Source organism: Ureibacillus endophyticus (assembly GCF_024159215.1).
In the GTDB taxonomy this organism is placed as follows: domain Bacteria; phylum Bacillota; class Bacilli; order Bacillales_A; family Planococcaceae; genus Ureibacillus; species Ureibacillus endophyticus.
On the sequence record NZ_JAMYWW010000001.1, the window covers coordinates 1423526 to 1446114 of the forward strand.

Sequence of the window (22589 nt, forward strand, 5' to 3'; positions counted from 1 at the left end):
ATCGAACTTTTACTAAAAAGTTATCTTTGAAAACTGTTTAAGATTACTAATCTACTAAAAGCTTTATATATTAGGGGGATTATAATGACAACATGGAATTTGTTGCCTATGCAACGTCACCTTTTAATCTGTAATGGGGCTACCTGTATGGGGGCAGGTGCAGAAGAAGTAACCCAGCAGATCCGAGAGGAAATTCGGATTAATAACTTAGATGAAGTGATTCATACTTCACGTACCCGCTGCAATGGGCGTTGTAAAGATAAATGTGTAGTCATTGATTATCCAAAAGGTACATGGTATTCAGTACAACAACATGAGACTGCAAAAGCAATCGTGCATGAAAAAGTTTCTGAAGAAAATATTATTTATTCTATGGAAAAAGGTGAACGTTTGCTAGGTAAGAATCGTGTTAAAGGAATTGAAAAAAATAGAGAACGAAAAGGGAAAAAACAAACAGCTGTATTATTTGTTGGACATGGTAGCCGTTTAGAAGCAGGGAATGAAGAAGTACGTCGCTTTGTTAAAAAAATGTATTCTAGAATTGATCCAAAATTTATTGTTGAAACGTGTTTTTTAGAATTTGCATCTCCAAATATAGAGGATGGAATTCAGCTATGTATAGAACGTGGGGCTAATGAAATTCATGTTATACCGATTATTTTATTACATGCAGGACATTCAAAACTTCATATTCCAGCAGAAATCGAAGAAGCAAAAGAACAATTCCCAGACATTCGTTTTACATATGGTCAGACGATAGGCATTCACGACGAAATATTTGAAGTTCTAAAGTCTCGTTTACAAGAGGTTGGATTTGATCCATCTGTCAAGCACGAAGATACTGCAATATTATTAATTGCTCGAGGTAGCAGTGATCTTGATGCGAAAGGAGATTTTTATGAAATTTCTCGTAAGTTCTCAGAACAAGTGAATGTTCCAATTCTTGAGTGTGCATTTATGGGTATCACAACGCCAACTGTGGAACAAGGAATTGCAAGATGTATCGAATTGGGTGCAAAAAAAGTTATTATGCTACCATACTTTTTATTTACAGGTATTTTAATGGAGCGAATGGGACGTATGGCAAAAGAATTTTCTAAACAGAATCCAACTGTAGAAATTCAAATTGCAAATTATTTTGGATATCACCCGAAATTACAAAATATATTACTAGAACGCTTGCAACAAGCAATCGATGGTACTTCAACAGGAATACAAGACTTAGAGAATTTCCGAAAATATGTTGAAGAGCATGGATATGAGCATCATCACCATCATTAAGATATTAATTGATCTAAATCAATGAAAATTATATTTATAAAACAATTAATGACAATTTTGAAAGACAATGTTAAAATATTAAACGATGACGATAACTGAATAATAATTTTTGGCGCTTTTTAAAAGCTTAATAGGGAAGTACGGTGAAATTCCGTCGCTGTCCCGCAACTGTGACTCGGAGCATGTCTCAATTAAGCCACTGCATAATTATGTGGGAAGGCGAGATATGTGTTGAAGAGAAGCCAGGAGACCTACCAAAAATTTCGTAAATTCAACCTACGAGGATAGGTGCTAGAATAACAACATATAGTTGTTTTTTTGTGATGCACTTTTTCTCCTTAATAAAAGTGTGTTTTTTTATGCACTTTTTTCATCGTCATAAGGTAGTGTCAAAACTTCTATGAAAAATTGAAAAACACAAGGTATTGGGCGATAAGTACTCTCCGAACGAGGGGACAATCGCTCTTGACAAACATTCCGAAAAGGTTGCGCCCATATTTTTGAGGGCGAAGGGGAAAAAGTAGGCACACCAAATAACCCTCGCCAAATACCAATTTTAACCTTTTCTCCATTCGGTTTGTCAAGAGTTCGCTACGCCGATTGTCATTCGTATGTAGTTATTTGAGGGCTCTGCTAAAAAAAGTAGGCTGCGGTTATTTCGTTAACTCCAATTGGGCCAGTTCAATCAGTTTTGTCCAACGTGCTGGCATATGTGGCATCTGGTCCAACTCTGGAATCATGACCGGCACACGCTTTTCCAGCTTTGCATGCGGTCGAAGGAAATTAAAATAGGCCACAAACATCGTCACAAACGATACCGAGCCAGCTTCGGAACCAAAGCCTGTTGTCGCACGGTAATGCCCTTTAAATGTCCGGTTTAGACGTTCGATAATTTGTTTCAACCAACGATATTCGGCTGACACTGGATCTTCGTTCGTTAAGCCTATCACTTGTGTCACATCAAACCAAATGTCATGTTGTGCGAAAAAGTGTTGTGCTAATAAGTAAATGGGGTTGCCATCCACGATTAAATTCAGGTTTTCGGGAATCTCCTTGAACTTTTGTAAAACATCATCGATTGCTTTAATGGCAGACAATGTATCGCGATTAGGCGAAACACGGTAAGAGAGAATAACTTTTTTCGCCGCATCAAAGAAAAAGAATAAGTAATGCCATTTCCCATTAACCCGAATATACGTTTCGTCGCCACAAAATTGATCGGACAGTTCATAAGGATAACCATCAACGAAGGGCTTCATCAAGATGGAGACACTGTTCACGTAATTTAATATCGTTTGATGTGAAATGGAAACATTATGTATGTCTTGCATAATCGCTGCTGTTTTCCGTGCTGAAATACCGTAATTCACATGGTATGTCAAAATCAATCCAAGTGTATGGGATGACGTATGAATCCGTGATAAATCTACACGTGGTTTTACTGGTGATGCTGGAGATAAAGGTTGATAATCAAACAAAAATTCACGATAAATATAACGCACTTTAAACGCCTGTGGATCTTGTTTAAATCGGGTCTTTTCTTCCTTACTCATTCGACCTATATTGGATAAATAATAGGAACACTGATTACTTTTACACTTCCAAATGTGAAAATCTTTTCGCTCTTTAATTTTCTCTAAGGTCTTCATACAGTGGGGGCAACGAAGAATAGCCTCTTTCTGATAGCGACTTTTTTGATTAAATAAGCAATCACATACCTTACATTGATATTGTCCTTTTGCACCATTATTCGCATACAAATACGAGGAAGGTGCACCACACTTAGGACAACAGAGGTTTTCAGGTACTTTTGATTTGGACTTGGCGTGTCGTCTTACAGGCTTTAATTCTTTGCCATGTTCATGGAAGTAGGCGATTAGTAAATCCTGAAAGGATGCTTTTTCAGGTTGATACAGAATGGGTAACTTATCAACTTGTAACTTGCGGTATTCTTTATTAATTGGCTGTTCAGGACGCACACTTCCAACAGCCTTACCAAATATTATCACCATTAATATTTTAATTATTTTTTCTTGGTACTTGATAAATTCAATTAAATACGCTAATAATTGAGGGTACAAACTTGTCACTTCCTTTTTGGGTAGTTGTGTGGTGTGGTAACCTCAACTAACACCAAAATCCAGGGGGTGGCAAGTTTTTTTGCGTAAAAGACTATAAAACCAACGATTATTAGCGATTTATATATATAAGTTTTGACAATACGCGTCATAAAAAAGGAGGAATAGTATGAAAAACTTATTACCAAAGCTTGCGTACTTCGGTGTCGTATTTATGTTTATTCCGAAGCAAGCGTATGCCATGCACATTATGGAAGGTTTTTTACCAATCGGCTGGGCAATATTTTGGTTTGCCCTGTGCTTACCGTTTTTAGTCAAAGGGATTATAGCTATTCGAAAAGTAGTTAAGGAAAATCCCGAGAGTAGATTATTATTAGCATTATCAGGTGCGTTTACATTCGTATTATCTGCACTTAAGATCCCGTCTGTAACTGGCAGTTGTTCCCATCCAACTGGTGTAGGATTGGGGTCAGTGTTATTCGGACCGTTTGTAATGAGTGTATTAGGTTCTATTGTGTTATTATTCCAATCATTATTACTTGCTCATGGTGGTTTAACAACATTAGGTGCTAACATATTCTCAATGGCAATTGTTGGACCATTTATCGCAACTGGGGTATTTAAATTATCAACAAAATGGGGTTTATCCTTTAGTGTTGCTGTATTTTTGGCAGCAATGTTAGGAGATTTAGGTACCTATGTGATGACTTCAATCCAATTGGCACTTGCTTTCCCAGCGGCAGAAGGCGGTATTTTAGGTTCATTTGAAAAATTTGCAAGTATTTTTGCATTAACACAAATTCCTTTAGCTATTAGTGAAGGTTTACTAACTGTTATGATTATGAACTTCATACAAAAATACAATATGAGTGAGCTTGTTAAACTACGTATTTTAAAGGTAAAGGAGAACTAATATGCTGAAAAAAAACTTACTTTTATTATTTGGTGTTATTGTTCTTGCACTTTTACCATTATTATTTTTACAAGATGCTGAATTTGGTGGAGCAGATGGTGCTGCTGAAGAAGCTATTGTAGAAATTGCAAGTGATTATGAGCCTTGGTTTAGTTCTATATGGGAGCCTCCAAGTGGTGAAATCGAAAGCTTATTATTCGTACTTCAAGGTGTAATCGGTGCTTTAATCATTGGTTATTTCATTGGTTACATGCGTGGAAAGTACGTGAAAAATTCAGATGCTAAACATAGATAATATTGCTCACCAAAATGCACTACAAAAAGTAGCTGCAAGCCAAAAGCTTATAATAAGTTTATGTCCATTATTTATGGTGACAATTTCAAGAAATAATAGCATTGCACTTTGGACACTACTTTTTATGAGTAGTGTCATTGTCTTCTATGCGAAAGTGCCATGGAAGGTATATGCTACATTAATTCTAGCTCCGCTGGGTTTTAGCCTAGCTGGAATAGTGACGATTATTGTTTCAATTTCATTTAGCGGCGATGTACCAGATAATTCGCTTTGGAAAATTTCTACATTTTTTGTAGTGCTCTATATTTTGCCAAGTGACCTATGGAGGGCACTAAATATTTTTTTAGTCGCTTTTAGTTCGACAAGCTGTTTATACTTATTGATTTTAACCACTCCTATATATGAAATTAGCCCGTTACTTAAGAAATGTAAGTTACCAACAGTTGTAATTGAATTGATCGAGCTAATTTATCGATTTATATTTATTTTTTTACAAACATCATTGCAACTTCATACTGCACAACAGGCTAGATTAGGTTATAAAAACTATAAGGTTAGTTTTCAATCTTTGGTGCTTTTAATTAGTGCACTATTTCGATCCATATTCATCCATTATGAGAAAATGGTTTTTGCAATGAAAGCACGAAACATCGAAGAATTTATTATTCCAGATGTTTATTTGACGAAATATAAGTGGCAGTCCCTATTATCAATACTGATTATCGGTTACTTAGCAATTGCGGTTATATTACTTATTTTATAAGGAGGAACGAAATTGAAGACACCCTATTTTTCGTTTGAAAATGTATCGTTCCTTTATCCAGATGGTACAGAAGCAATAAAGAATATTTCCTTAACAGTTCCAATTGGGAAAAAAATTGCTATTTTAGGGGAGAACGGTTCAGGAAAGTCTACATTTTTTAAATTATTAATGGGACTTGAACGACCTACTAATGGGACAATCTTATTTAATGGTGAACCAATTGTTTACAATAAAAATGGCTTAAAGCACCTTCGTCAACAAGTAGGACTTGTGTTTCAAGAAGCGGATAATCAGTTGTTTGCTTCAACTGTAAAGCAAGATATATTGTATGGCCCGCTTAACTTAGATTGGTCGACAGAAACAGTGAAAGCTCAAGTAGATAAGGCCATTAAATTAACAGAGCTAGGGGAGATAGAAAATCGTCCTATTCATTTTTTGAGTGGGGGTCAAAAGAAACGGGTATCCATTGCAGGTGTTTATGCAATGGAACCGAAAGTATTAATTTTGGATGAACCAACCAGCAGTTTAGATTATTACTTTTCTACTCAACTAGCTGATTACTTGCAAAAGCTTGATACGGATAACCGAACGTTTTTATATTCTACTCACCAAATTAATTTAGTATATGGATGGGCAGACTATTATATTGTTCTACATAAAGGTGAGTTATTATATATTGGTGACGGTAATTCTTTATTCACAAATAATGCGGTACTAGAAAAAACACATATCGAAAAACCGTGGATTGTTTCAGTGACTGAGATGTTAAAAAATAACCATCCGCAATGGGAAAATTTGAATATGCCAGAGTCGAAAGAAGCGCTTATTAATCAACTTAATGTGTTGATGGAACAAAATAAAGTAGCTAAAAAATAGAGTCTAATAATAAGCAGGTAGTGCCTCAATGGCTTTACCTGCTTATATTAATATAAAGATATTTTTATATGGCAATAAAATAATATTGACTATTAAAAGAGCTATATTTTTTGATAGAAGATTTTTATTGTATGAATTATTTTAGGAGTTGAGATTGTGCTAATATTTGTGGTATGCGTTCTAGCTGTCATTATTGATCAATGGCTAGGAGATCCGAAGAAATGGAAACATCCTGTTATTTATATTGGCAATTTGATTGCAATATTCGAAAAGAATTGGAATAAAGGACAGTTTCGCAAATTTAAAGGATTTTTAACAGTTAGCATTGTTGTTCTTTGTACAGCTTTTATTGTATCTTTGTTAGTTTTTGTTGCCATGAAAATTAATATCATAGTGTGGTTTGTAGTAGAAGTTACATTGATTAGTCTAGCACTTGCACAAAAATCCTTAAAAGAAGCTGCTATGCTTGTATCAGATTCATTAGCAAAAGCGGATTTACCTGAGGCAAGAAAATACTAAAGCTGGATAGTTGGGAGAGACACAGAACATTTAGAGGAACCTGAAATTGTACGTGGAGTGATTGAAACTGTTTCAGAAAATACAAGTGATGGCATTACTGCCCCTCTATTTTATGCATTATGTTTTGGTGCTACAGGTGCATGGTGTTATAAAGCTATAAATACACTTGATTCAATGATTGGATATAAAAATGAACGCTACGGAGATTTTGGTTATTTTGCGGCAAAGCTTGATGATATAGCCAATTTTATTCCAAGCCGAATTTCAGGATTACTAATTGTGTTATTAACAAAAAACTATACAAATATATCTCTACGAAAACGATTGAAGTATTGGTGGTTTGATGCGAAAAAGCATCCAAGTCCGAATAGTGGGTACTTAGAAGCTGCTTCCGCTTATCAGTTAGGAATTCGATTAGGAGGCTATAATCGTTATGAACAAGTGGAATCTTTTCGAGCATATATGGGAAAGCAACTATTTATCATGGAAAGAGTACATATAAATAGAGCAATCAAGCAAATGCAACGATGTACATACGGATTTTTAATATTAGGGGGCATGTTTTATGCAATTACTAGCATATGGAGCTAATGCAGAAAGTTTATTTAAAACAATGGGACTTGAAATGCCCAATAACGTAATTGATTTAAGTGAGAATGTAAATACCTATGGCGCACCAGAGGAAAATTAGGGGAATTTATAGAAAGGTATCTTTAATTCAATTGTCCACATAGAATAGTATCCTTATATAATTTAGTTACGCTTCAAATTAGCGTAGCTTTTTTATTTTATAAAAAATTAAAAACCCCATGTCTCTTAATTTTGATTAAAAAGATATATAGAAAATAGCTAGTATAAAAAAATTGGAGAGGTGGAGCACATGGCAATTATTCGAGTTGAAAAAAAAAGAAAATTACGTGGTATTAGATCGAGGGTTACTAAACGATGCAAGATTGAGTTGGAAGGCAAAAGGAATCCTTGCCTATATGCTATCTATGCTAGATGATTGGGTTTTTTACGTGGAAGAATTAATGAAACATGGGTCTGACGGAGAAAGGTCATTCCGTTCGGGGTTTAACGAGCTGAAGAAATTTGGTTATCTCGAAAGATTCCCTGTCTATGAAAATCATCAAATCGTAAAATGGGAGACAATTGTCTATGAAGTACCCCAAAATTTACTTTCACAAAACGTCAATGTAAGCAACATCAATTCACATACGATAAACCAACAGAATGAAGCGCTACTAAATACTGACTTTAAACTAAATACTGAATTACTAAATACTGATAGTAAAGTTATTGTCGAGTTCGCCATTCCATACAAGGAAATCATCGACTACCTAAATAAACAAGCAAATACTAATTATCGGCATACCACAAAAACAACACAGAAGCATATCAAAGCAAGATTCAACGAAGGCTTTACAGAAGCAGACTTCAAAACGGTTATCGACAAGAAAGTTAGCACATGGCTACACGACGAGAACATGAATAAGTATCTACGCCCTGAAACACTTTTCGGAACGAAATTCGAATCATACCTAAATGAAAAGGTGAGCGGGGAAATGGTGAAGAATGAGCGAGAGCCATATGTGTTTAGTGATGGGATAAATTTTTAAATATATTTAGAGCTGAATGTAGATTGTAGTCGAGTCCATTAATTTTAAAGAACTATATTAACATAGAGTATCACACGTAAAATTCAAGTGCTGAAAGAAGGTACTAGATTATTTTCAACTGCCATCTAATATGCTGTAGGTCGTTAATTTGTAATGTAGATAAAAATTACTGTATTGATATTTATTTACAGATGAAATTATGTCACAATAATACTAGTTTTGTTATTGGAAGGAGCAAGTATATTTGAAAAAACTAGTATTTATCCTCTTAACATTGGTAGTTTCATTACTAACAGCATGTTCAGAGGAAGAGGCAAATCAAGAAGATAAGACTGTAGAAGAAACAACCGTAGACCAACAAGAAATGGAAGACTACACAGAAGAAGTACCTTCAGATTTAGATGATTTTGAAAATGTAACAGCGGAAATGTGGCAAACGCTTAGTGATGATGTGAAAAATTTTTATGTTGAAGATTATTTTAATCAACGTGAAATAGATTTGGGCGATGTAAATGAGGCATTCATCGACCTTTTGGATTATCAAGCAACCTATAGAACTATTTCTGATTATCCAATAGATATTATGGTCATGGCAGTAGAAGAAGTAAGAGATGCACAAGAACAAACCCAACAATATTTGGATGAACTTGCGATTGGCTTAAAAAACGAAGACAAAGAACATGTTTTGAGATATTTTAGTGGAAAAGATTTTGTGACAAGTGATAGAGAGTATGAAGATCTTTTTGAAGTGGCAGACATGGATTTTCAATTTGATGTGAAAAAAATTAATGGTATCGATCTTCAAGAACTATCAAAGTATTTTCAATTTGAAGTTGAGATCACCTATTCTGTTCAATTTGATGATGAAGCTATTCAATCCTATGTAGAAAAGATGCATGATAAAGGTTCTGGTGCAGATTCATTTTGGACTTCCATCTTTGACTCCAAAGACGGAGATATTATGAATAAAGTTGAAACCAAAAACATTATTTTCATAAAACGTCAAAATGGGGAAACTATTTACCATTTAGGGTACTATAGAATGTAGGTTATATACGCATGATTTATATGCACGCATTCACTTAATCGTGGGTGCGTTATTTTAAAATATATGAACTTCCAAATTCTGCAACCAATTATGAGACGATACGTTGATAATTGTAGAGTAAAAATATGGGAGGAATCATAGTGGAAAGTGAGAACATAGGAAGAGGTCTATTAATCTCAATTGGTATAATTATAGGACTATTTATTTTTAAAGAAATTTACTTTTACTTTTTCCCAGGAAAAGTTAAGCCGTGAAATGTACTTACTTATTTTCAATCAATATAATTTATTTCTTTTTCCAATTTAGTAGTTATAGAAATGTTTTGAATAATACGTAAAGGGTAGGCCCCATATAATACGCTTACGTATGCAAATATGATTCATTAGTAATCCTTCCAAAATCTATTGTAAAATATTACTATAATTTTTTACTGAAAATATGGTTATTTTAGTAGTATAATAGTTTTGTGTAAATATATTCATTAGGGAGGAAGAAAATGTCTTTATATGGTCTTATAGTTGTAATTCATGTAATTGCAGCAGTAGTTGGAATGGGTCCTGCTTTTGCCTTTCCGATTATCAGCAAAATCGCGAAAAATAGAGAACAATTAATGTTAATGCATTTATTAATGGAGAAAATCGAAAAACCGGTGAAAATCGGTAGTCTTACACTATTAGTAACAGGTCTTATCTTGGGTGCTTTAAATACATATTTATTTACACAAGCATGGTATATCACATCTATTATCCTATACTTTGTTGCTCAAATTTTCGTTATTGGCGTATCTGCTAAAGCAATGAAACAATCAAATGCTTTACTAGAAGCAGCAAAAACAGATGTCATCCCTGGAGCTGTTTTAACTTTAAATAAAAAATCAAATTCAGCATTAAACATTTCAAGTATTATTGCTGTAGTGATGATTATGTTAATGTCATTAAAACCATTTTAATAAACAAGTTTTTAACTATGAAAAAGTGGAAATTGGTACAGGTCAATTCCCACTTTTTTCGTTATTTTAAATCAACCCCAACTTACAAAGCTTTACGATGGCTTCGACTCGATTTTGCGCATTCAATTTTTTTATGGCTGATTTAATATACTGATTGACCGTTAAATCACTGATTTGAATGGCAGCAGCTATTTCTTTTGTACTTTCTCCTAAGGCAACATGTTGCATAACCTCTAATTCACGTTTACTTAACGGACAAACGTTATCCCCTTGTTTTTTCGACATAAAGAGTTCGCCCGTTAATCGACCGAACGATGTAAACGTTTCCAATAGAGTGCTGGACATTTGGAAATTTCCTTCAAACTCATCCCCACAAATATAGCCAATGGACACATTACCATGAAAAATTGGCACTACAATGAATTGTTCTGATCCTTCCCTTGAGACATATCTACTCGGCATGGATGTTAAATAGTCGATCCCCTTTACATAACGTGCGCGGCGTTCTTGTAAAGCCTGCATAATAATCGGCACGTTGCGAAGATCTTCCACATAATGCGTAATAAATTTGTAGCCTTCATCTATGTTGATGGAGATAATGCCTTGTCCAATATGGCCCATTGGAGAATAACGAAGTAATAGACCATTTTTGACGGGAAAACTATGCAAATATAAATCTAGTATTTTTACAAATAACTCCTCATGTGACTGAATGGTACGTAACGATAAAAAGGATTTTGAAAAGGTAGTAGATAGTTGCAGAAAGATTCCCCCTTATTGAGTATAGATTACCTTAATTTAGGTGAATATTCAATATTTGCAATATTCAATATAATGAAGTTGTACTCGATAAGGGGGGGACTAGTATGCAAAATCAAAAATATGTCGATGTAGTGGTTGTTGGTGCAGGATTTGCAGGTCTTTATATGCTTCATAAGCTTCGCGAATCGAACTTAAATGCAGTTGTTTATGAGGCAGGTACAGATGTTGGGGGTGTATGGTACTGGAATTTATACCCGGGTGCTAAGTGTGATATTGATAGCATCTATTATTGTTATACTTTTTCCGAAGAGTTATATAAAAAGTGGAATTGGACTTCCAAATACCCAAAACAAGAAGAAATATTAAATTACTTAAATTTTGTAGCAGACGAATTAGATTTAAGAAAAGATATCCAATTTAATACGCAAGTTTTAGGAGCAACCTTTGATGAAGAACATAACATTTGGAATGTCCAACTAAAAAAAGGAGAAATCGTAAAGGCGAAATATTTTATTTCCGCAGTGGGCTGTTTGTCGGCAACGAATATACCAAAAATTGAAGGCTTCGATCAATTTGAAGGGGAAGCGTATCATACTGGAAAATGGCCGAGAGAAGGTGTCGACCTAACGAACAAACGAGTGGGTGTTATAGGGACAGGATCAAGCGGTGTACAAACGATTCCCGAGGTTGCAAGAGTTGCCTCACAATTAACGGTGTTCCAACGTACGGCACAATACGTTTTACCAGCAAACAATTATGATTATACTCAAGGATTTATTGAGGAATCGAAAGAAAAATTTGAAGAAACTCGAAAACTCTTACACTATTCTCCATCTGGCAGTGCAATAGTACCTCGTAATAAATCAGCCCTTGAAGATACGGCAGAAGAGCGTGAAGCCGTATTTGAAGAAGCTTGGAAAATCGGTGGGTTCCAAATGACGACCACTTATTATGATTTAATGGTCAATGAACAAGCAAATGAGTATGTGTCAGAGTTTATCCGTAAAAAAATAAAAAATATAGTGAAAGACCCAGAAACAGCAGAAGCATTGACACCAAATTACATGTATGGGGTGAAACGTCTAACATTAGGGACGGACTATTATGAAACGTACAATCGCCCGAACGTACGCTTAGTGAATTTACGGAAAACCCCAATTGAAAAAATTACAGCAAAGGGTATTAAAACAACGACAAAAGAGATTGAATTGGATGTCCTTATCTTTGCAACAGGCTATGACGGTATGACAGGTCCTTTATTACGTATGGACATTAAAGGACGAAATGGCATGTCGTTAAATGAAAAATGGGAAAACGGAGGTAAAGTTCGAACATTCCTAGGTTTAGCTACGAAAGATTTCCCGAATTTCTTCATGATTACAGGACCAGAAAGCCCTTCAGTACTAGTCGTGATGCCGATTGCCATCGAGCAGCATGTTGATTGGATTGTAGATTGTATCAATTATATGGAAAAACAAAACATTGATGCAATTGAGCCTTCAAAGGATGCAGAAGAGGCATGGAGCAAACATAACCGTGAAATTGCAGAGATGACCCTGTATACAAAAGGAGACTCATGGTATACCGGTGCCAACATTGAAGGAAAACCTCGAAGCTTCTTAATTTATCTTGGTGGCTTTGATAATTACCGGAAAAAATGCGATGCAGTTGCGGCTTCAGGTTATGAAGAATTCCAACTTTATTCATCGATACGGGAAATTTAAGGAGTGTGAGTAATTTGTTACTTCAAGATAAGGTAGCGATTATTACAGGTGCAGCACAAGGCATTGGCAAAGCAACAGCACTACTTTTTGCGCAGCATGGGGCGAAAGTTGTTGTGACAGATATCCAATTAGAAAAAGCGAAGGAAACCGTAAGCGAAATTAACGCAAATAATGGAGAAGCCATCGCGTTAAAAGTGGATATTACGTCAGCGGAAGATGTAGAACAAGTATTTGAGCAAACTCTAGCAACCTATGGGAAAGTTGATATTGTCGTGAATAATGCGGGCTTTATGGATAATTTTTCTCCTGTAGGCGACGTACAGGATGAAAATTGTCAAAAATAATCGATATTAATTTGACCGGCACGATGAGAATGTGTCGCGCGGCTGCACAAACATTTTTACTTCAACAACACGGTACGATTATTAACTTATCCTCAGCAGCGGGTGTAGGTGGTTCCCGTGCTGGCGTGGCCTATACAGCTGCAAAGCATGGCATTATTGGGTTGACGAAAAATACGGCATTTATGTATGCGGATCAAGGGATACGTTGTAACGCATTGGCTCCAGGTGGGGTTAATACAGAAATGGGTACCGTATTTAAAAATCCACATCAGTTAGGGCAGCAAAAAGTAGGATCAGGCGCAATGAATGCTCCAAAATTAGCAGAAGCACAGGATGTTGCAAATGTTATATTACTAGTTGCGAGTGAACAGGGAAGCTTTATTAATGGTGCAGTGATTCCAGTTGATGCAGGTTGGTTGGCATATTAATAGTAGTTCCGTAATAGATTAATAGAGTAAAAAATGAAAGCGATAACATAGGGGGAATAAATATGATTAAACGTGTACATCCGGATTTAAGAGATTTATTAGATGCATTTCCGCCATTAAACTTAGATTACCTTGATGCAGTGCGCGAAGGAATGGCAAATTCACCAACAGCACCGATTGAAGAGGATATCCATGTAGAGGACAAGTTCATTAATGGTCCAGATGGCAATTCGTTACGCGTACGAATTTATCAGTTAAAAGGACGAACAGAAACAGTGCCTGCCTTGTTATGGATACATGGTGGGGGATATGTAATTGGTGTACCAGAGGGTGATGACGGACTTTGTCAGCGTTTCGTAAAAGAAGCAGGCTGTACAGTAGTGTCTGTTGACTATCGTTTAGCACCAGAGCATCCATATCCAGCACCTTTAGAAGATTGCTATAGTGCATTAAAGTGGATTGCTGATAATAGCCAAGCATTAAATATTGACGCAAATCGTATCGGTATTGCCGGTGCAAGCGCGGGTGGGGGCTTAACGGCAGCCTTAGCATTGTTAGCAAAAGATCGCAAAGGTCCAAACCTCATTTTCCAAATGCCTTTATATCCGATGATTAACGATTTAAATGATAACTTCTCGAATAAAGAAATTACAGGGAACTTCATTTGGAATTATAGTCTAAATGAAGCTGGCTGGTCGATGTATCTTGGCGATTTAAAGGGAACTGATAATATCCCTTACCACGCGGCGCCAGCTCGAGCAACGGTTGAAGATTTAAAAGGATTACCGTACACATACACTTGCGTTGGCCAACTGGATCCATTCCGTGATGAAACGTTACAATACGTAACGAAATTGGCACAAGCTGGTGTCGATGTTGACTTCCATTTATATGCAGGTGGATACCATGCCTTCGAGACATTAAATCCACACGCAGACATCGCAAACAAAGCGGTTCAAGAATATATTAATGCGGTGAAATTTGGATTGAATCGAACAATTGAAGTAGAAGTGAAATAGTTTTGAAGTGCCCGTCTGAAAAGTCCTTTGAGACGGGCCTTTTAACGATTCCGCTGTTTCAATTTACGATTTTTATAATTTTACTAATCCTTTAAATAGTTCAACTCCCGTTTTAATCAATTCATCACGGAAGTCATATTCATCTGTATGAATATGTGGATAATCTTCACCATTTCCGATAAAGAAAAACGCTCCTTTTGTTAACTTCGTATAATATCCAAAGTCTTCGGAACCTCGGATGGCTTCATGCAATTCTACTAATTTCATTCCTATTGCTTTTGCGACAAATCGAACTTTATCTGCATTTTCTTTATGATTTGCTGTTTCTGGGAATTCATCGTTATACTCAAAACTCACCTTTAATCCATGTTCTTCTGCTTGCACTTTTGCATAGTTTTCTAGGTTTTTTTGAAGACGGTCCAGTTCTTCTTCGTAAAGAGCACGGATTGTCATTCGAAGGTCACCTTTTGATGCAGCAATCCCAAAAGCTTTTTCCCAACATTAATTTGTATAACTGTACATAGGATTAGCCCCTTATTTTTTTCAGGGGAAGTGAATTTAGGAATTGCCCCAAGAATATTACCGATTGCAAAAGAAGGATTGATTCCTGTTTCTGGCTGACTTGCATGGGTTGGAATACCTTTGAAATGGATTGTCATTCCTTTTGATGCACACATGATTGTCCCATCCATAATGCCGACTGACTTATATGGTAAGCCACTCATATTACGGTAGTCATATACTTCATCAATTTGATGTTCTCTAATGAGTTCAACACATTGAATGCTTCTCCTGTTTCTTCAGCCGGCTGGAAAAGGAAAAAGATGTATTAATCTGCTCCTTCTTAATCGATTTCTAAGGCCAATCCTGCGAGAGTTGCTGAATGTCCATCATGACCACATTTGTGAGCAGTTCCTGGAATTTTTGATCCCCATGGTAGATCAATGACTTCATCCATTAGTAATGCGTCAAAATCTGCACGGAATGCAATGTTTGGTTTGTTTACTCCTGCACGATAAATGGCGTAGAACCAATTTCTTTTATCGACAAGTTCTAGATTTGTGTTTGCTTTTAAAAACTCCATTAAATATTGTTTCGTCCAAACTTCTTCATTAGAAAGCTCAGGATGTTGATGTAATTCATGACTTAGTTTCTTTGCCAACTCATAGTTTTGAACTTTCATCTTTTTACTCCTTCCGCATGAACTATTTTTCTAGTTTTAATTCATTTTAGCTGTATACCATCTGTGGTCTCATAGAAAAACAGACTTTATAAGAAGGGGACGCTCTAAAGAGATAGCCATAATTCTATCGTAATATAGTAGTGTCTGAATAATAGTTGTTTTGGAAATAGTGTCCCTACTGGAAGTACCCGTTACAGCGGCTCTCTAAACTGGGTGTAAGGGCGTTTCTTTCTGCCATAGGTCTAGACTCTTGTATATAATGGACTTATTGATGATGATAATTAACGAAACAAAGCTTTATAAAGGAGCTGAATAAACATGATCTCTACAAAAGTAGAAACCATACTTTCCCAGATCAACAGTAATACAAAGCTTGGCGACTTACGAAAAATCGCAAAAGAAATTAAAAAAGATCACGAACTTGCAATGGAACTTTGGTCAACGGAAGAGCATTTACCTAGACTATTAGCAATTTTAATTATGGATAAAAAACTTCTTACATCAGATGTGCTAGATAAAATTTGTAAAGATATGTTGATACACACTTTTGTTGAACGAAATACTTTAATGGATTGGTTGATGGCGAATCAACTCTCAAAAGATAAGAAGTTAATTGCATTAATGGAGTCATGGGAAAATAGTCCCTCAGCACTTCAAAGACGAACGTTTTGGTATTATCAAGGGCGTTTGAGATGGGCTGGTCAAACACCGCCAGATAACACTGAAGACTTACTCGCTACAATAGAAGCTACGATGATGCAGGAAGAACCGGAAGTTCAATGGGCGATGAATTTTCTAGCGGGCTGGATAGGCGTTTATGATGAAAATTATCGTGAGCGTTGTATTAAAATAGGGGAGAGAACGGGTCTTTACAAGGATGAACATGTATCAAAAGGATGTACACCGAACTATTTACCAGAGTTCATTCGGATTGAAGTGAATAAACGACAAAATAAATAATGAATAATTAAACTGACAATTCTTATAAAAATAGTTGACATTTTAATTCGTCTTATTTATTATTAATACCAATAAATAAACAATTTGGCTCACTGTACAAACTAGAGGCTCCTTTATCCAATAGATAAGGGAGTTTTTATTTGTATGACGGGGATGAATTCATTGTGAATGGCATAGTTTTAGTAATAACTAACTATTCTTATAAAAATAGTTGACATTACAATTGCCAATATTTATTATTAGTTACAACAAAATACTAATAAAGCTCACTAGTCAACCTAGAGGCTCCCAATCTAATTTAGATATGGGAGCCTTTTGCTTTAATAGAAAGGGGTTTATGCATTCTTCAATATAGAATAAAAGACTAATTTTTTTACACCTTAAGAATACTAAACTTATAGGAATAGTTATATAAGGAGGAGTATGATGGATAAAATTAAATTTGAACGAGTAACGAAAAAGTTTCTAGTTCGAGATGAACATAAAAAAGGAGCACAACGAGAATTTACAGCCATTCAGAATATTGAGTTTACAGTAAGCGAGGGTGAATTCATTACATTAGTAGGTCCAAGTGGATGTGGAAAGTCTACTTTACTTGATTTGCTAACAGGTTTAACAAAGCCAACAAAAGGTCGAATATTAATCGATGGTCGTGAAATTACAGGGCCAGGACTAGACCGAGGCATTGTCTTTCAACAATATGCCTTGTTTCCATGGAAAACAGCTCGAGGAAATATTGAGTTTGGATTAGAAGCAAAAGGGATTCCCAAAAGTGAACGGAAAGAAAAAGCGGAATATTATTTAGACTTAGTCGGATTAAAAAATTTTGCTGATCGCTATCCTCATGAACTATCTGGCGGGATGAAGCAGCGTGTAGCCATTGCAAGAAGTTTAGCTTTCAATCCAGATGTGTTGTTAATGGATGAACCATTTGCAGCTCTAGATGCACAAACTCGTGAAACACTACAAACTGAACTATTACGCATTTGGAAGAAGACAGGGAAAACGATTATTTTTATTACCCATGGCATTGATGAAGCAGTGTATTTAGGTGAGCGAGTGGTTGTACTAACAGCCAATCCAGGTACAGTGAAAAAAATTGTGGATATTCCACTAAAAGATCGTCTAGAGGATGCAGATGTGAAATCAAATCCGGCTTTCATCAGTGCTAGACGTGAGGTATGGAATTTACTACATGAGCCGGAGTTTCAAGGCGCTCATATTTAAGAAAAAGGAGGTTTTTTTACATGGTAACGATAAATAAACCAGCAACAAAACTGAATAAACCGAGTAAACCACAAAAGTCTTCTTCACCATCGCTATCGGCCTTTGTAAAAGCATTTAAAAATTCTATCGTCCTTATATTATTTGTTTTGTTATGGGAGCTTGCCCCACAGTTAGGGATAGTTGAAAGGACATTTTTACCACCTTTTTCAGAGGTAATACGTGCTTGGTGGGACTTACTTGTATCTGGCGAATTGTGGAGACACTTTCAAGCGAGTATATTACGTTCCTTATTTGGATTTTTATTAGCATTAGCAGTGGCAATTCCATTGGGGCTAATCATCGGTTGGTATCCATTAGCACGAGACCTACTAACACCGATTTTAGAACTATTTCGTAACACAGCGGCGTTAGCTTTATTACCAGTATTCATTTTAATCTTAGGTATTGGGGAAGTATCTAAAATTTCCATTGTATTATTTGCATGTACATGGCCGGTGTTACTAAATACAATTTCTGCCGTAAAAAACGTAGATCCATTACTAATTAAATCAGCACGCTCTATGAATATTTCATCCTTTAAATTATTCTACAAAGTTATTTTACCAGCCTCAGTACCAACGATTTTCACGGGGATTCGTATGGCTGGGACGGGGGCAATTTTAGTACTAATTGCAGCAGAGATGATTGGGGCAAAAGCTGGGCTTGGTTATTTCATTACGTACTCGCAATATAACTTCTTAATTGCCGAGATGTATGCAGGAATTATAACAATTTCATTATTAGGTTTATTAATTAACTACGGTCTTTCAAGTGCAGAACGTTACTTCTCACGTTGGAAGCAATAAGTGTAAATTTTTTAAGATTAATACCGACTAAAATTATTTGTTTTGTAAGGAAATGAGCTATTAAAAATATAAATAGAATGGGGAATAGAGTATGAGGAAAAATTGGTTATTTTTATTAGTAATAAGTGCTACTATAGCAATTTTAGCGGCATGTTCAAGTAGTGATGCAGCAAATAATGCAGAAGCAGACGGTCAAGATAAAGTTTTACAATACCAAAGTGTGCCGGGCAGTGTATACTACCCAGAATTAGCAGAAGCACTTGGATATTTAGGTGATATTAAGTTAGAAAAGGTAAGCGATCAAGTTGGTGGTCCAGAAAGTATTCAATTAACAGCAACAGGTGAAATCGATTTTGGTTTTGCATTTAATGGTGCCATTATTAAATCCTATGCACAAGGCGTAAAGATAAAATCCGTTGTAGCGTCTTATGGAAGTGATGAAAATACATTTGGTGGATATTATACATTAGAAGGTAGCGGAATTAAGACTGCGAAAGATTTAATCGGGAAAAAAGTAGGCGTTAATACGTTAGGAGCACAAAATGAATTTATCATTAAACAGTTTTTACGTGATGGGGGGTTAACAGAAGAAGAAATTAGCCATGTTGAGTTAGTTGTTATTCCAAGTGCAAGTGCTGAACAAATTTTACGTGCAGGTCAAGTGGATGTAGTAAGTCTTGGTGGTATTGGAAGAGATAGAGCACTTGAAAATGGCGGTCTGCATCTTTTATTTAGAGATATCGACTTGTTTGGCGAATTTACTGCTGGAGAATATTTCTTCACAGAAAAGTATATTAAAGAAAATCCAGATACAGTAAAAACATTTGTAGAAGGTGTAGCAAAAGCAATCGAATGGGCTAGAACAACGCCTCGTGAAGAAGTCATTGCAAAGTTTGAAGAAATTGTTTCGGCACGAGAAGGCAATGAAACGACTGAAAATTTAAAATACTGGAAGAGCACAGGGATTGCCGAAGAAGGTGGAGTAATTGCTGAAAAAGAATTCCAAGTTTGGATTGATTGGTTAGTAAAAAGCGGTGAAATAAAAGAAGGTCAAGTGAAAGTAGAAGACTTATATACAAATGAGTTTAATCCATATGCTAAATAATTTTTTGAATAAAAGTCTACTAAATTAATAGGAGTGATTGGAAATGGCAAAAAAACAATTAGCTTTAGGAGCATTTATTAATCTACCAGGACACCATGTGGCAAGCTGGAGACATCCTCAATCGGAAGTGCGAAAGGTAACAGATTTATCGTATTTAACAGAAATTGCGCAAATTGCAGAACGTGGTAAATTTGATAATTTATTCTTCGCAGATGTATTTGGACAACAGATTCAAGAGAATGCTCATTCAGGTTTAAAACTAGATCCAGTAGTTATTATCTCTGCATTAGCAGCTGTGACAAAAAATATTGGTTTAACAGCTACTTTAACAACGTCTTATAATGACCCATTCCATGTAGCACGTAAATTTGCGGCGATTGATCATTTATCAAATGGTCGTGCAGCTTGGAATGTTGTAACATCGGCAAATGAGCGTGAGGCACTGTTATTCGGACGTGATGCACACTATCAACATGCAGAGCGTTATGAGCGTGCTGATGAATTTGTGGATGTGGTGAAAAAGTTATGGTATTCGATTGATGAAGAAGCTTTGATTATTGATAAGGAAAGTGGTCGTTATTATGACTTAGAGAAAGTGACGGAACTTAATCATGAAGGGAAATTCTTTAAAGTAAAAGGAACATTAGATGCACCTTCTACACCACAAGGACACCCAGTAATTGTGCAGGCGGGTTCATCTGAGGCTGGAAAAGAATTAGCTGCTAAAACGGCTGAAGTGATTTTCACAGCATGGCAAACATTAGAGGATGCACAAGCGTTTTATAAAGACGTAAAAGGACGCTTAGCCAAATATGGTCGTGATCCGGAAGATTTAAAAGTTTTGCCAGGTGCTTTCATTGTCGTAGCAGAAACAGAAGAAGAAGCAATCGCAAAACACCAACAGCTAAATAACTATATTACTCCAGAAGTAGGATTAGCTTATTTATCTACCTTTACTGGAGTGGATTTATCAAATCATGACTTTGAAGGTCCAATTCCTGACTTTAATGGCCAACAAGTTGACGGAACGAATCCGAATATTCGCTCTGGTATTGTAAAGGGAATTGTTGAGAGAAAAGGATTAAAGACATTGCGCGAATTATACAACAATATTGCAGGAGCGCGCGGTCACCGTGAAATCGTAGGTACACCAACTCAAGTAGCAGATGCGTTACAAGAATGGTTTGAGAATGATGCGGCAGATGGTTTTAATATCATGGCACCAACTTTCCCACAAGGCTTAAATGACATTGTAGAACTTGTGATTCCAGAATTACAACGTCGCGGATTATTTAAAACAGAGTATACAGGGTCAACATTACGAGAAAACCTTGGTCTGAAACGCCCAACGAATCCGCATACTCAACAAAAAATCACACAAGAAGTATAAAATTTCCCCTAAATCCCTATTTAATCTGGAGGGATAATAGGTTAAAGGTGTGTAAGGCATGGAACAAAAGCTATGGACAAAGGAATTTATTGTTACGTCCTTTGTAAACTTTTTATTAACCATTATGTATTTCTTATTAATGGTGACAATGTCTAACTATGCAGTAGAAACATATCACGTGTCAGTCAGCACGGCTGGTTTGGCAGCAAGCATCTTTGTTTTGGGATCCCTAATAGGAAGATTATTAGTTGGGAAGTTCATTGCAAAGTTTGGCATATTGCATGTACTTGTTTCTGGTCTTTTGGGATCAGTACTCGTATCAATTTGTTACTTTTTCGCAAATGGGATTGAAATGTTATTACTTATTCGCATGTTACATGGCTTTACAGTTGGACTTGTCACCACATCAACAGGAACAATTTGCGTACAAATTACACCTCCTTCTCGAAAAGGGGAAGGGATTAGCTACTATGGCTTAAGTGCCGTTCTTGGTTCAGCAATTGGTCCATTCATTGGCATGTTATTAACTAGTTTAAATAACGGGTTTGAATGGATGTTTGCTTTAAATATCCTAGCAAGCGTTGTGTGTATTCTAATCTTTAAGTTTGTTCGTATACAGCTACCAGAAAGTGAAACATCAGTTGTATCTGAGAAAACAAAAGCATTTCGTATTTCCGATTATATCGATAAGCAAGCCGTTCCGATTTCACTGTTAATGCTAACCATTGGATTTAGTTTTTCTAGTGTAACATCCTACTTAACGCTGTATGGGAAGGAAACAGGATTAATAGAAGTAGCGGGTTATTTCTTTTTCATCCATTCAATGTGTGTAATCTGTTCTAGACCATTTACAGGGAAAGTGATTGATGCAAGAGGTGCAAATATTGTTGTGTATCCATGCATGCTCTTATTTGCAACAGGGATGTTTGTATATAGTCAATCAACAGCACCTTGGATGATTATACTAGCAGCTGCTTGCATGGGGCTAGGTTTTGGGAACTTTAACTCAGCAGCACAAACCATTGCGTTGAAAAATGCGGATCCATCTCGTCTAGCTCTTGCAACTGCTACTTACTTTATGTTTCTCGATTTAGGCTTTGGCTTAGGGCCGTATATTTTAGGTCACATTATCGAAGGGCTCGGCTACCGTTCGTTGTACATGATAATATCCTGCATCGGATTAATCTGTATACCAATTTACTATTTGATTTACGGAAATAAAGAAAAACGGGCTTTTGCATCAAGTTAATGGAGGAGGAAT

The 22589-nt window shown here is 36.0% G+C and carries 22 protein-coding genes, 2 pseudogenes and 1 riboswitch; of the genes and pseudogenes, 19 read left to right on the plus strand and 5 right to left on the minus strand.

Annotated elements, in window-relative coordinates:
• The first annotated feature begins 84 nt into the window (after positions 1-84).
• Entirely contained in the window at positions 85-1281 is a 1197-nt protein-coding gene (locus tag NKR20_RS06925) for a CbiX/SirB N-terminal domain-containing protein (protein WP_253424754.1), read from the plus strand.
• Between the two features lie 93 nt (positions 1282-1374).
• Positions 1375-1554: riboswitch (cobalamin riboswitch) on the plus strand.
• Between the two features lie 380 nt (positions 1555-1934).
• Here NKR20_RS06925 and NKR20_RS06930 read toward each other — a convergent pair.
• Positions 1935-3362 carry a DDE-type integrase/transposase/recombinase gene (locus NKR20_RS06930; RefSeq protein ID WP_253428046.1) on the minus strand — a complete coding sequence of 476 codons (1428 nt, stop codon included), beginning with the start codon at positions 3360-3362 and terminating at the stop codon, positions 1935-1937.
• Between the two features lie 166 nt (positions 3363-3528).
• Between NKR20_RS06930 and NKR20_RS06935 the strand changes: the two genes are divergently transcribed.
• The 9 genes and pseudogenes from NKR20_RS06935 to NKR20_RS06970 all read left to right on the plus strand — a co-directional run bounded on the left by NKR20_RS06935 (position 3529) and on the right by NKR20_RS06970 (position 10341).
• Positions 3529-4272 carry an energy-coupling factor ABC transporter permease gene (locus NKR20_RS06935; protein WP_253424756.1) on the plus strand — a complete coding sequence of 248 codons (744 nt, stop codon included), beginning with the start codon at positions 3529-3531 and terminating at the stop codon, positions 4270-4272.
• 4 nt (positions 4273-4276) lie between these two features.
• Positions 4277-4567 (plus strand): energy-coupling factor ABC transporter substrate-binding protein, encoded by a 291-nt coding sequence (locus NKR20_RS06940; RefSeq protein ID WP_253428082.1) that lies wholly within the window; start codon positions 4277-4279, stop codon positions 4565-4567.
• Positions 4551-5330 (plus strand): cobalt ECF transporter T component CbiQ, encoded by a 780-nt coding sequence (gene cbiQ, locus NKR20_RS06945; RefSeq protein ID WP_253424760.1) that lies wholly within the window; start codon positions 4551-4553, stop codon positions 5328-5330. Before NKR20_RS06940 ends, cbiQ begins: the two co-directional genes overlap by 17 nt.
• A 12-nt stretch (positions 5331-5342) precedes the next feature.
• Positions 5343-6206, plus strand: a complete 864-nt coding sequence (locus tag NKR20_RS06950) for an energy-coupling factor ABC transporter ATP-binding protein (protein WP_253424763.1) — start codon at positions 5343-5345, stop codon at positions 6204-6206.
• A 153-nt stretch (positions 6207-6359) separates the two neighbouring features.
• Positions 6360-7316 (plus strand): annotated as a pseudogene (gene cbiB, locus NKR20_RS06955) (adenosylcobinamide-phosphate synthase CbiB).
• On the plus strand, positions 7291-7416 hold the full coding sequence (locus NKR20_RS19415; RefSeq protein ID WP_301285902.1) for a hypothetical protein: 126 nt from the start codon (positions 7291-7293) through the stop codon (positions 7414-7416). Before cbiB ends, NKR20_RS19415 begins: the two are co-directional and overlap by 26 nt.
• 226 nt (positions 7417-7642) lie before the next feature.
• Positions 7643-8344, plus strand: coding sequence for a conserved phage C-terminal domain-containing protein (locus tag NKR20_RS06960; protein ID WP_253424765.1), 702 nt, complete (start codon positions 7643-7645; stop codon positions 8342-8344).
• Between the two features lie 244 nt (positions 8345-8588).
• Positions 8589-9392, plus strand: a complete 804-nt coding sequence (locus NKR20_RS06965; protein ID WP_253424768.1) for a hypothetical protein — start codon at positions 8589-8591, stop codon at positions 9390-9392.
• A gap of 496 nt (positions 9393-9888) precedes the next feature.
• Entirely contained in the window at positions 9889-10341 is a 453-nt protein-coding gene (locus NKR20_RS06970; protein ID WP_253424771.1) for a DUF2269 family protein, read from the plus strand.
• 66 nt (positions 10342-10407) lie between these two features.
• Here NKR20_RS06970 and NKR20_RS06975 read toward each other — a convergent pair whose 3' ends face one another.
• A complete protein-coding gene (locus NKR20_RS06975) occupies positions 10408-11010 on the minus strand; it encodes a helix-turn-helix transcriptional regulator (RefSeq protein WP_253424774.1) in 603 nt (200 codons plus the stop codon).
• 197 nt (positions 11011-11207) lie between these two features.
• On the opposite strand from NKR20_RS06975, the gene NKR20_RS06980 reads away from it, so the two are divergent.
• The 3 genes and pseudogenes from NKR20_RS06980 (at position 11208) to NKR20_RS06990 (ending at position 14618) form a co-directional block, all read left to right on the plus strand.
• A complete protein-coding gene (locus NKR20_RS06980; protein ID WP_253424776.1) occupies positions 11208-12827 on the plus strand; it encodes a flavin-containing monooxygenase in 1620 nt (539 codons plus the stop codon).
• Positions 12828-12832: 5 nt separating this feature from the next.
• A pseudogene (locus tag NKR20_RS06985) lies at positions 12833-13599 on the plus strand (SDR family oxidoreductase).
• A gap of 62 nt (positions 13600-13661) precedes the next feature.
• Positions 13662-14618: an alpha/beta hydrolase gene (locus NKR20_RS06990; protein WP_253424779.1), complete on the plus strand. Its 957-nt coding sequence runs from the start codon at positions 13662-13664 to the stop codon at positions 14616-14618.
• Positions 14619-14690: 72 nt separating this feature from the next.
• Here the strand turns inward: NKR20_RS06990 and NKR20_RS06995 are convergent, their stop codons facing one another.
• The 3 genes from NKR20_RS06995 to NKR20_RS07005 form a co-directional block, all read right to left on the minus strand.
• On the minus strand, positions 14691-15071 hold the full coding sequence (locus NKR20_RS06995; protein WP_253424782.1) for a M20/M25/M40 family metallo-hydrolase: 381 nt from the start codon (positions 15069-15071) through the stop codon (positions 14691-14693).
• Positions 15068-15343: a zinc-binding metallopeptidase family protein gene (locus tag NKR20_RS07000; RefSeq protein ID WP_253424786.1), complete on the minus strand. Its 276-nt coding sequence runs from the start codon at positions 15341-15343 to the stop codon at positions 15068-15070. Before NKR20_RS07000 ends, NKR20_RS06995 begins: the two co-directional genes overlap by 4 nt.
• A 119-nt stretch (positions 15344-15462) precedes the next feature.
• The gene (locus NKR20_RS07005) at positions 15463-15801 is read right to left on the minus strand and encodes a hypothetical protein (protein WP_253424789.1); all 339 of its coding nucleotides are present in this window, start codon (positions 15799-15801) and stop codon (positions 15463-15465) included.
• 318 nt (positions 15802-16119) lie between these two features.
• On the opposite strand from NKR20_RS07005, the gene NKR20_RS07010 reads away from it, so the two are divergent.
• The 6 genes from NKR20_RS07010 (at position 16120) to NKR20_RS07035 (ending at position 22577) form a co-directional block, all read left to right on the plus strand.
• Positions 16120-16761, plus strand: a complete 642-nt coding sequence (locus tag NKR20_RS07010) for a DNA alkylation repair protein (protein WP_253424791.1) — start codon at positions 16120-16122, stop codon at positions 16759-16761.
• Positions 16762-17184: 423 nt separating this feature from the next.
• Positions 17185-17988, plus strand: coding sequence for an ABC transporter ATP-binding protein (locus NKR20_RS07015; protein WP_253424794.1), 804 nt, complete (start codon positions 17185-17187; stop codon positions 17986-17988).
• 20 nt (positions 17989-18008) lie between these two features.
• Positions 18009-18833, plus strand: a complete 825-nt coding sequence (locus NKR20_RS07020) for an ABC transporter permease (protein WP_121215541.1) — start codon at positions 18009-18011, stop codon at positions 18831-18833.
• 91 nt (positions 18834-18924) lie between these two features.
• On the plus strand, positions 18925-19938 hold the full coding sequence (locus NKR20_RS07025) for an ABC transporter substrate-binding protein (protein ID WP_121215542.1): 1014 nt from the start codon (positions 18925-18927) through the stop codon (positions 19936-19938).
• A gap of 43 nt (positions 19939-19981) precedes the next feature.
• On the plus strand, positions 19982-21328 hold the full coding sequence (locus tag NKR20_RS07030; RefSeq protein ID WP_253424798.1) for an LLM class flavin-dependent oxidoreductase: 1347 nt from the start codon (positions 19982-19984) through the stop codon (positions 21326-21328).
• A gap of 58 nt (positions 21329-21386) precedes the next feature.
• On the plus strand, positions 21387-22577 hold the full coding sequence (locus tag NKR20_RS07035; RefSeq protein WP_121215544.1) for an MFS transporter: 1191 nt from the start codon (positions 21387-21389) through the stop codon (positions 22575-22577).
• Positions 22578-22589: the final 12 nt, after the last annotated feature.